The following is an 11,008-nucleotide window of genomic DNA, read 5'->3' on the forward strand; positions in this document are numbered from 1 at the left end:
GTTGGTACGGGGTGCGGAGGCCTGGTCGGGAGGGAGACGTCTAGTTGCAGCCCACCAATCCCCGGGACCCAAACTACTACCACAAGGTCGTCGACTGCCAGTGGGCGTGTCCCGCCCACACGCCGGTTCCGGAGTACATCCGGCTCATCGCAGCAGGCCGGTACACCGACGCGTACATGGTCAACTGGTGGTCGAATGTGTTCCCGGGCATCCTCGGGCGCACCTGCGATCGGCCCTGCGAACCGGCGTGCCGACGGGTCCGGGTCGAAGAGGAGCCGGTCGCGATCTGCCGGTTGAAGCGTGTCGCCGCCGACCATAAGGCGGAGATCCGGCCGCTCCTGCCCACGGCGCCCGCGCAGACAAACGGCAAGCGGATTGCGCTCGTCGGCGCCGGCCCCGCCTCACTGACGGTGGCGCGCGACATGGTGCCGCTCGGATACCAGTGCGTCCTCTTCGACGGCGACGCACGGGCGGGCGGGATGATCCGTACCCAAATCCCCAAGTTTCGCCTCCCGGAGTCGATCATTGACGAAGAGGTCGGGTACATCCTCGACATGGGCGTGGACCTTCGGCTCGGGGAGCGCGTCGACAGCCTGCGGGCGCTCCTCGCAGAGGGATACGATGCGATCTTCGTCGGCACGGGCGCGCCGCGCGGCCGCGACCTCAGCATCCCCGGTCGCGACGCGTCGCCGGAGCACATCCACATCGGCATCGACTGGCTGTCGAGCGTGTCGTTCGGGCACGTGCACCGCATCGGCCGGCGGGTGATCGTGTTGGGCGGCGGCAACACCGCGATGGACTGCTGCCGAACGTCCCGGCGGCTCGGCGGCGAGGACGTGCGCGTTGTGGTGCGCAGCGGCTTCGAAGAGATGAAGGCGTCGCCGTGGGAGAAGGAAGACGCGCTCCGCGAGGGCGTCACGATCCTCAATTTCTTGGTCCCGATGGAGTTCACGCACGAAGGAGGGCGGCTCACCGGTGTCGTGTTCCAACCGGTGAAGGCGCAGTACGACGCCAAGGGCCGCCGCGATCTGGTGCCCACGGGCGAGCCCCCGGTGCACATGGCGTGCGACGACGTGCTCATCGCGGTCGGGCAGGAGAACGCGTTCCCGTGGATCGAGCGCGACCTCGGGCTCGAGTTCGACAAGTGGGGTCTCCCCGTGCTCGACACGGTGACGTTTCAGTCGACGCTCCCGAACGTGTTCTTCGGCGGCGACTCCGCGTTTGGGCCGAAGAACATCATCTGGGCGGTGGCGCACGGTCACGAGGCGGCGATCTCGATGCACCTGCTGTGCCGCGGCGAGGACGTCCACGCGCGTCCGGCCCCGATGGTCACGCTCGTGAGCCAGAAGATGGGGATGCACGAGTGGGTGTACGACAACGAGGTGTCGGCGGACAAGCGGTTTCGCGTGCCGCTCCGCGCCGAGACCGTGACGCTCCGCGATCCCAAGGTGGAAGTCGAGCTCGGGTTCGATCAACAGCTCGCGCTGCTGGAGGCGAAGCGCTGCCTCAACTGCGACGTGCAGACGGTCTTCACGGACGACCGCTGCATCGAGTGCGACGCGTGTGTGGACATCTGCCCGGTGGATTGCATCAACTTCACGACGAACGGCGCCGAGGAGGACCTGCGCACGCGCCTGCGCGCGCCGGCGCGGAACCCGGAGCAGGACCTCTACGTCTCCGGCGCGCTGAAGACGGGCAGGGTGATGGTGAAGGACGAGGACGTGTGTCTGCACTGCGGGCTGTGCGCCGAACGATGCCCGACCGGCGCGTGGGACATGCAGAAGTTCTTGCTGGAGGTGGCGCACGCGGACGCGTGCGGACGGAAATGACGGCCGTTAACGACTTCGTGGTGCGGTTCGCAAACGTCAACGGATCCGGGTCCGCGAGCGCGAACCGTCTGTTCGCGCGGGCCGTGCTGCGGATGGGCGTGCCGGTGAGCCCGCGGAACATCTTTCCGTCGAACATCGAAGGGCTGCCGACGTGGTTCGAGGTGCGGGTGTCGGGCGAGGGGCACCTCGGGCGGAGGGGCGGGTACGACCTGCTCGTGGCGATGAACCCGCAGACGTGGGCCGAGGACGTGGCCGGGCTGGAGCCCGGCGGCTACCTGCTGCACGACTCGTCGAAACCGCTGGAACGCGCGGCGGTGCGCGACGACATTACGCTGCTGGGCGTGCCGCTCACCGAGATGTGCAACCGGGAGTACACGGATCCGCGTCAGCGCCAGTTGTTTCGGAACATTATGTACGTGGGCGCGCTCTCGGCGCTGCTCGACATGGATGTGTCCGAGATCGAACGGCTGCTGGGGGAGCAGTTCGGCGGCAAGCCGCGTCTCGTCGCGCCGAACGTGCGCGCGCTCCACCTGGGGCGCGACTACGCGCTGGCGCACCTGCCGTGCCCGATCGGGTTCCGGATCCAACGCGGCGCCGGCCTCGGTGACCGGGTCTTCATCGAAGGCAACTCCGCGGCCGGGCTGGGGTGCGTCTACGGCGGCGCGACCGTTGCGGCCTGGTACCCGATCACGCCGTCGTCCGGGTTGGCGGAAGCGTTCGCGCGGCACTGTCGGCGCTACCGCGTCGATCCGGCGACCGGCAAGCACCGCTACGCGATCGTGCAGGCCGAGGACGAACTCTCATCCATCGGCATGGTGATCGGTGCGGCGTGGAACGGCGCGCGGGCGTTTACCGCGACCTCGGGCCCCGGGATCTCACTGATGCAGGAGTTCCTCGGCCTCGCGTACTTCGCGGAGATCCCCGCCGTGATCTTCGACGTGCAGCGCGCCGGCCCGTCCACGGGCATGCCGACGCGCACCCAACAGGGCGACATCCTGGCGTGTGCGTACGCGTCGCACGGCGACACCAAGCACGTGCTGCTCATCCCCGAGGACCCGCGAGAGGCGTTCGAGTTCGCCGCGCTGTCGTTCGACCTGGCTGATCGTCTGCAGACCCCGGTGTTCGTGCTGTTGGACCTGGACATCGGGATGAACGAGTGGCTGTGCGCGCCGCTCGCCTGGGACGACGCCCGGCGGATGGACCGCGGGAAAGTCCTCACGGCGGAGGCGCTAGATGCCGGGGCGAAGTTCGGCCGGTACCTGGACGTCGACGGCGACGGGATCCCCTACCGGACGTACCCGGGCACGCACCCCACGCGGGGCGCGTTCTTCAGTCGCGGGACCACGAAGGACCGGTACGCCCGGTACACCGAGGACGGGCAGACGTACGTGGACAACATGGAACGGTTGATGCAGAAGTTCGAGACGGCGAAGGGGCTGGTCCCGGCGCCGCTGGTACAGTCCGCACCCCGGCCGGCGCGGACCGGCGTGATCTACTACGGCTCGACGGCGCCGGCGCTGCGGGAAGCCCTCGCGATGCTGGAGCGGCAGGGGATCGTGCTCGACGCGCTACGGGTGCGGGCGTTTCCGTTCGCCGCGGCCGTTGCGGAGTTCATTACCGGGCACGACCGCGTGTTCATCGTCGAACAGAACCGGGACGCCCAACTCCGCACGCTGATCGTCAATGAGTGCGGCATCGATCCGTCGCGGCTTGTCCCGGTGCTGCACTACGATGGGACGCCGATCACGGCCACGTTCATCGCGCGGGCGATCGCGGCGCAGACGGAGGCCGCGGTGGCGGCACGGGAGGCGGTGGCGCGATGACGTACCTGGCGAAGCCGAAGTTCCAGCACCCCGCCGCCGCGGTGAACGCGCTCGGATACACGCGGCGGGACTACGAGGGCGCGGTCTCCACGCTGTGCGCGGGGTGCGGGCACGATGCCATCGCCGCCGCCATCGTCCAAGCCTGCTTCGAGCTCGACCTGCCGCCGCATCGAATCGCGAAGCTGTCCGGGATCGGCTGCTCCTCCAAGATGCCGAACTATATTCTGGGGAGCTCGCACGGCTTCAACAGCGTGCACGGGCGCATGCCGTCGGTGCTGACCGGAGCGAACCTCGCCAACCGCGATCTGATCTATCTGGGGGTCTCCGGGGACGGCGACTCGGCGTCGATCGGCCTCGGCCAGTTCGCGCACAGCCTGCGCCGCGGCGTGAACATGGTGTACGTCGTCGCGAACAACGGCGTGTACGGACTCACCCGCGGCCAGTTCTCGGCGACCGCGGACCGGGGGTCGCCGAGCAAGCGGGGGGTGATCAACATCGACGAACCGATCGACCTGGTGGCCGTGGCGCTGCAGGTCGGGGCGACGTTCGTCGCGCGCGGCTTCTCCGGCGACCGCGAACAGCTCGTGCCGCTCCTCAAGGCCGCGATCCTCCACCGCGGCGCGGCGTTCATCGACTGCATCTCCCCGTGCGTGGCGTTCAACAACCACGCGGAGTCCACGAAGAGCTTCACCTACGTCCGCGCGCACGACGAGGCGGTGACCGAGTTGGAGGTCCGCCGCGGCGCGGCGGCGCCGGCCGCTCCCGACGGGGCGGTGAACGGCGAGGTGATCGAGCAGAACGGCGCAAGCGTCCTGCTGCGCTCGCTCGCCCCCGGGTACGACCCGCACGATCGTGTCGCCGCCATGCTGCATCTGGAAACGCGCCGGGCGGACGGCGCGCTCGCGACGGGACTGCTGTACGTGGACCCCGACCCCTGGGATCTGCACGCCCATCTCGAAACCATCAACGAGCCGCTGAATCAGCTCCGGGACGACGACCTGTGCCCCGGCGCCGGCTCCCTCGCGGAGTTCAACGGCACGCTCCGGTAGCCGCACGAGGGGTGCGGGCGCACGGCATCGTCGGGCGGGACGCGTGCCGCCCGCTACGCCGTCCCGAACACGAACGCCACGATGTCGCCGCTCACCGCGGTCCGGTCGCCGTGGAGGGGGTAGGTGATGACCCACCCGTCGATCGGGCTCGACGCCGTTTCCACCGCCTCGCCGAAGACGTCGTAGAGCACGGCCACCGCCTCGCCGGCCTTGACCTTCGAGCCGAGCGGCCTGAGCGGCCGGACGAGCCCGCCTCTGTCGCAGACGAGGTAGTGACGGTTCGTGAGCCGCCCCGGGAGAATCTGCACCTCCGTCTGCGGCTCCGGCGCTCCGTCGAGCATGCGGAGGGCCTTCATCACGTTCAGCACGCCGGTGACCCCAGCGCGGACGGACGGTTCCTCCCAGGTGTAGCCGCCGGAGAGTTCCACGGTCAACGCCGGCTTGCCGCGCTCGATCGCCGCGTCCTGCAGCGTGCCGGCGAGCCCGAGTTGCCCGACGGGGCCGACCGCGACGCTGATGCCGAACGCGTCGGCGAGCGTCCACTGCGCGTCCCACGCCGGTCCCGCGCCGCCCGTGCGGACGATGTTGAAACTCACCGCGCCGATCGCGTTCGAGTGGATGTCGATGACCGCGTCGGCCCGCACGGCGCCCTGGTGAAAGAGGTCGTACGCGATCCGCTGGGTGATGGTGCCCTTCGGATCGCCCGGGAACACGCGGTTGATGTTGACGCCGTCGTGGAGCGTCAGACGGGTGGAGGTGAGGAACGCCACGGGGTGCGAGACCGGGGCGCAGACCAACGTCCCGCGGAGCGCCCGCGGGTCGAGCCGTTCGCGCGTGACGCGCCTGATGACCTCGCACCCGGGGATTTCGTCGCCGTGGATCGTAGATCCCACCCACAGCACCGGTCCCGGTTCCGCGCCGTGGACGATGACGAGGGGAATCCGGACGCGCGTGCCGTCGCGCAGGTACGCGCTCTCGATGTAGCCGGTCCCGAGGCTGCCCGTCTCGACGCGCGCCGTGCCCATCTGAAATCTGTCCGCCATCTGCCCGTCTCCCTCCCGCTGGATGGTCTCGTTACTCGCGTTCGACCAGCTTCCGGTACTCCTGCGACTTGAGGATCGAGACCGCCACCAGCACCAGCACGACCGCAAACCCGATGAGGATCGCCGAGATCGCGGCGAGCGTGGGGTCCTGGTAGTTCTGCTCGTAGTTGAACATGGCGATCGGCAGCGTGTTGTTGCGCGGCCGCGTGATGAACAAGGACACCTCAACTTGGTCCCAGGACGTCACGAACGCAAACAGCGCGCTCACGACGAGGCCAGGGCGGATCGACGGGATCGTGACCTTGAAGAACGTCACGAGGGGGTTCGCCCCGAGGTCCATCGCGGCTTCTTCATATTCGCGGCCGAGCGTCTGCAGGCTGGCGGTGGTGATGGACATCACGAACGGCAGCCCCAGCAGCGCGTGTCCGAGCACGAGCCCGGTGCGCGTGCCGTACAACCCGACTCGGATGTAGAGCAGGAAGAGCGCCGCGCCGAAGACGATCGCCGGCACGATGATGGGCAGGAGCAGGAACGACCGTACCAACTCGCGCTGGCGGAACCGGTACCGCGCCAGGCCGTAGGCGGCGAGGGTGCCCAGCGCCACGGCCACCACCGTGGCGCCGGATGCGACGATGAGCGAGTTCACAAGCCCGGACCGAAACTCCGGCACCTGGAGCACGTTCTGATACCAGTGCAGGGTCACGCCCGCGAGGGGAAACGTCCCGTACGTGGACGGGTTGAACGAGTCGATCGTCACGAAGATCAGGGGCGCGAGCATGTACAGCCCGACCAGGCCGAGGAACGCCCACAGGGCGATCGTGATCGGGTCGCGCGACCCGCTCACTCGCGATCCCCGATCGCGGCGAGGCGACGGCGGAAGAGGAGGTTGGAGACGAACATTGTCGTCCAGACGAGCGCGATGAGCGCGATCGCCTCCACCGCCGCCAGCGGCCAGTTGAGGTCGGAGATATTCTCGAAGATCAGGAGCGGGAGGACCTGTACGCGGCCGCCGCCGAGGAGCTGCGGCGTGACGTACGCGTTCATCGCGAGCACGAACGTGAGCTGCGCCGCCGCGTACAGCCCCGGGAACGACAGCGGCCACGTGACCCGCAGGAACGTCTGGAGCCGGGTGGCGCCAAGATCGGCTGCGGCCTCGCGAAGCGTCGGATCCGTGCGCAGGAGCACGCTCAGAATCGGGAACACCGTGAACGGCAGGAGGACGTGCACGAGCGCGATGGTGACCCCGGTGAAGTTGAAGACGAGGCGGACCGGCGAGCCGACCAGGTGCGCCTCCGCCAGGGCCCAGTTGACCAGCCCGCCCCGCGCGAGGATCACGAGCCAGCCGTACGCCCGGACGATGCTGCTCGTCAGCAGCGGCGAGAAGATCAGGATGTACGCCGCGATGACCCAGTTGGGCCGCCGGATCTTGGTGATGGCGTACGCGACCGGATAGCCGACGAGGAGGCAGATGCCCGTGGTCACCACGGCGAGACGGACTTCCTGCCAGAGGACGCTGGCGTAGAACGGGTCGGTGAAGAAGTGTCGGTACGCCTCGAACGTCACCCGCGGCTGGACCTGGGTGCCGGTGAAATGGTACGCGCTGTTGACCAGCAGGATGCCGAGCGCCGTGAGCAGCACGCCTACGATGAACACGACCGCGGGCCCCAGGAGCCCCGGCAACACCAACGCCTGCGCGCGCGGGGCGCGGGGCGGCCGGAGGCCCCCCCGGGCGTTCATTCCGTTAAGACCACGCCGTCGTCCCTCCGCCACGTGGCCGCGACGGCCCCCTCGCGTGCGATCGCCGGGCTTCCGTTCGCATGGGCCTGCGCGATCATGGAGGCGCCGGACCCCGTGGTGAGCCGGTATTCGATGAACGCACCCTTGAAGATGACGTCGTGAACGCGGGCCGGCACCCGGTTCTCGTATCCGGCGGGCGCAGGGGCGTCGATGGGGGTGACGAGGCGGAGTCGCTCCGGGCGCACGCACAGCGTGACGGCGGCGCCCGGCCCCGCCGCGTGATCGGCCGGCGCCACCAACCGCTGGTCGCCCGCCCGGAGCACGGTCTGCTCCGGCTCGCGCCGTTCGACCCTCGCGTCGATCAGATTGCTGTCCCCGAGAAACGTCGCCACGAACCGCGTGCGCGGCCGTTCGTAGACGTCGCGGCCGGTCCCGATCTGCTCGACGACCCCGTGGTTCATCACGGCGATCCGATCGGACATGGTCATGGCCTCGGTCTGGTCATGCGTCACGTAGATGAACGTGGTGCCGACGCGGTGTTGGATCTCCTTGAGCTCGACCTGCATCTGCATGCGGAGCCTGAGGTCGAGGGCGCCCAGGGGCTCATCGAGGAGGAGCACCGCGGGTTGGTTGATGAGCGCGCGGGCGATCGCGATGCGCTGCTTTTGCCCTCCGCTGAGCTGGTGGATCCGGCGCGACTCGTATCCGGCGAGATCCACGAGGTCCAGGCTGGCGCGGACCTTGCGGGCGATCTCGTCTCGCGGCAGCCGCCGCAGGCGGAGGCCGAAGGCGATGTTGTCGTAGACGTCGAGGTGCGGGAACAGCGCGAGGTGCTGGAAGATCAGGTTCGTATCGCGGCGGTACGGAGGGATCGTGTTGGCGAGCCGCCCCTGGAGGTACAGACTGCCCTCCGTCGGGACCTCGAATCCGCTGATCATGCGCAGTACGGTCGTCTTGCCGCAGCCGCTCGGGCCGAGCAGGGAGAAGAACTCGTTCTCGCGGATGCGGAGCGAGACTCCGCGGACCGCGTGCACCTGGCCGAACCGCTTGTGGACCTGCTGCAGCTCGACCGCCGGCGTCGCGGACGCCTCTGCCCGTCCCGTTGTTCCCATCTCCACGTCCCGGTGCGCCACGCCGAACTACATCTTCGCTTTCACCTCACGGTCCCATCGCTGCTTCCACGCGTCGTTCTGTGCGTTGGTCGTCGCCCAATCCGGCTGGATGGCCTTCTCGATGACGCTGGATTGGAACACCGGCTCCTTCTGCAGATCCGGCTTGAGGGACACGCCCTTCACGGCGGGGATCGTCGCGGTGAGATTGCAGTAGCGCTCGATCGTCGGCTTGGAGAGGTACGTGTTGATCACGCTGGAGGCCACGTCGATCTGGTCCGGCGTCGAGCCCTTCACGGCGTTGAAGTAGTAGGTGAAGGCGACGACGCCCTCCTTGGGGATGGCGTAGGCGAACGGCCCGGCGTTGTTCGGGCTCTCCTGATTCCAGGTGATCGCGAAGCTGGTGAAGTAGGGGGCGATGAGGGCCTCCCCGCGGGCCAGCGCGTCCTTGACCTGCTCGTTGGTGGTGAACAGCGCGAGGAACTGGCCGTTTTGCGCGGCCTTGCTGAACTTTTCAAACGCGACGTCGATGTGCTTGGCATCCCCGCCGTTCGCGTGCGCCACCGCGAGCAGGCCGTTGAACCCCCACGCGTAGTCAAACAGCATGACCTTCCCCTTGAATCGGGGAGCGAAGATGTCGTTCCAGCTCGTCGGCGGTTCCTTGACGAGCTTCTTGTTGTACAGGATGCCGACGGCGCTGAACCCCCAGCCGATGCCGGTGTTGTTCGGGCGATGATAGCTGGGGTAGACGTTGGCCATGTTCGGCACCTTCGCCGGATCGAGGCCGAGCCACATACCGTCCTTCTCGCCCTTGGTCTGGGCGTCGACGTTGAAGAATCCGAAGTTGATCAGGGGCTTGTTGGGATCGACCTGGCGCTGGGCGACCATCTTCGGATACGCTACCGCGTTCGTGCCCTCGTAGAGCTCGATGCTGACGTTCGGGTTGGCCTTCTCGAAGGAGGCCTTGACCTCGCGCGGCACGACGCCCTGGCCGCCGCCGATCCAGATGAACTCGGTGACCTGAACCTTGCGGCCGCCGGCGACCGCAGCGTCCGCGGCGCCGGGGGCCCCGAGCGTGATGCCGCCGAGCGCACCGATGCCGAGCGCGGCGCCCGCCGCGCCCCCCTGGCGCAGGAGTTCCCGTCGCGTGATCCTCTGATGCGGTCGTCCGTTCATAGACCTCCCCCTTTCGTGGCTATGTGACTTTCGTTCCTGCCGCGATTTCCCCACAGTCCTCGCGGTTCGTTCCTCCGACACGCGCTTGCCTTCGCGCACTCCGCTCCCGCTGTATCGATTTCACGACAACACGCGCAGTTCCCGGGCGGCCCTGGTGAGGAGGACCGGCGCCGCGTCCGTCACAACGGCGGTGTCCTCGATCTGCATGCCGCCGAACCCCAGTTCATAGTACGGGACCTCGACGTTGACGACCATCCCGGGTTCGAGGATGGTGTCGTCGGACGGCGCCACGAGCGGCGCGTCGTAGAGTTGCAGGCCGATCCCGTGTCCGCAGTGGGTTCGATGGTACTCTGGGATCCCGGACCGTCGCACCGCGCGGATCGCCGCAGCAAAGACGTCGCCGACCGGGGTGCCGCGCCGCAGCGCGTCCAGCGCCGCCCGATGCCCGGCTGCCAGCGCGTCGAAGCAGCGGCGCTGGCGCTCCGATGGGGCGCCGACGACCGCCGTCCGGCCCGTGTCGGACCAGTATTGGAAATGGGTGCATCCCATCTCGGTCCGGACGAGGTCCCCGCCTCGAGCGGGGGAGTCGCACGCGGGACGGAGGGCCCCGCCGCGGACGCCGAGGCCGAGGTATGAGAACGCTGGCCGCCCGCCTTCGGTCCAGACTCGGCGCTCGATGATCTCGGAGAGGATGCGTTCCGTCACGCCCTCCCTCACGGAAGAGAACATCGCGTCCTGCGCGGTTTCGATGATCTCGGCGCTTCGCCGCAGACGCGCTACCTCCGCCGGCGTCTTGACCGCGCGGATGCGCCTGAGCAGCGCCGCCCCCTCGACGATCCGTGCGTCCGGGAGGCGTTCGTGGATCGCCTCCCACGTCTGGGGCGACAGGCCGGTTCCGTCGAGGCCAAGGCGACCCCGCCCGAGGCGCGCGTCCGCGCAGGCGGACAGAAGCGCGTCTTGTGCGCTGGCAAAGCGTGGGGTGGACCGGATGAGCGCGAGCAGGCGTGCCTCCCGCTCCTCCAAGATGGCGTCCGAGCCCGGCAGGACGGTGTGTGGATCCCCGTACACCCGGACGGTCCCCGTACCGGGCGGTTCGTCGACGAGAAAGGCGAGGAAACTCGCCGGCATCACGAGGATCGGATCTGCTTGTGGGTCGGGCGTCAGCACGGCGAAGACCTGCACCTCCCGGCGCAGGTACGGGCTCGGGACCAGGAGGCCGGTGAAGTACGTCACGTTCTCGGG

At 68.6% G+C, this 11,008-nt stretch carries 9 protein-coding genes; 3 read left to right on the forward strand and 6 right to left on the reverse strand.

Features of this window, described 5'->3' with window-relative positions; genetic code table 11:
• Positions 1-44 precede the first annotated feature (44 nt).
• The 3 genes from VKZ50_12375 to VKZ50_12385 are packed head-to-tail and all read left to right on the forward strand — an operon-like array spanning position 45 to position 4,701.
• The gene (locus VKZ50_12375; GenBank protein ID HLJ60515.1) at positions 45-1,829 is read left to right on the forward strand and encodes an FAD-dependent oxidoreductase; all 1,785 of its coding nucleotides are present in this window, start codon (positions 45-47) and stop codon (positions 1,827-1,829) included.
• The gene (locus tag VKZ50_12380) at positions 1,826-3,652 is read left to right on the forward strand and encodes a 2-oxoacid:acceptor oxidoreductase subunit alpha (protein HLJ60516.1); all 1,827 of its coding nucleotides are present in this window, start codon (positions 1,826-1,828) and stop codon (positions 3,650-3,652) included. Before VKZ50_12375 ends, VKZ50_12380 begins: the two co-directional genes overlap by 4 nt.
• Positions 3,649-4,701: a 2-oxoacid:ferredoxin oxidoreductase subunit beta gene (locus VKZ50_12385; protein HLJ60517.1), complete on the forward strand. Its 1,053-nt coding sequence runs from the start codon at positions 3,649-3,651 to the stop codon at positions 4,699-4,701. The genes VKZ50_12380 and VKZ50_12385 overlap by 4 nt, the downstream gene beginning before the upstream one ends.
• A gap of 53 nt (positions 4,702-4,754) precedes the next feature.
• Here VKZ50_12385 and VKZ50_12390 read toward each other — a convergent pair whose 3' ends face one another.
• The 6 genes from VKZ50_12390 to VKZ50_12415 form a co-directional block, all read right to left on the reverse strand.
• Positions 4,755-5,744 carry a succinylglutamate desuccinylase/aspartoacylase family protein gene (locus tag VKZ50_12390; GenBank protein ID HLJ60518.1) on the reverse strand — a complete coding sequence of 330 codons (990 nt, stop codon included), beginning with the start codon at positions 5,742-5,744 and terminating at the stop codon, positions 4,755-4,757.
• A gap of 31 nt (positions 5,745-5,775) precedes the next feature.
• Positions 5,776-6,588: an ABC transporter permease gene (locus VKZ50_12395; protein ID HLJ60519.1), complete on the reverse strand. Its 813-nt coding sequence runs from the start codon at positions 6,586-6,588 to the stop codon at positions 5,776-5,778.
• Entirely contained in the window at positions 6,585-7,481 is an 897-nt protein-coding gene (locus tag VKZ50_12400; GenBank protein HLJ60520.1) for an ABC transporter permease, read from the reverse strand. The genes VKZ50_12395 and VKZ50_12400 overlap by 4 nt, the downstream gene beginning before the upstream one ends.
• Complete coding sequence (locus VKZ50_12405) at positions 7,478-8,593, reverse strand: ABC transporter ATP-binding protein (GenBank protein HLJ60521.1); 1,116 nt, start codon at positions 8,591-8,593, stop codon at positions 7,478-7,480. Before VKZ50_12405 ends, VKZ50_12400 begins: the two co-directional genes overlap by 4 nt.
• 27 nt (positions 8,594-8,620) lie before the next feature.
• Positions 8,621-9,766, reverse strand: coding sequence for an ABC transporter substrate-binding protein (locus VKZ50_12410; GenBank protein ID HLJ60522.1), 1,146 nt, complete (start codon positions 9,764-9,766; stop codon positions 8,621-8,623).
• A 120-nt stretch (positions 9,767-9,886) separates the two neighbouring features.
• The coding region (locus tag VKZ50_12415) for a Xaa-Pro peptidase family protein (protein ID HLJ60523.1) at positions 9,887-11,008 on the reverse strand (1,122 nt) is incomplete at its 5' end.

This window comes from bacterium (assembly GCA_035295165.1).
Lineage (GTDB): Bacteria > Sysuimicrobiota > Sysuimicrobiia > Sysuimicrobiales > Segetimicrobiaceae > JAJPIA01.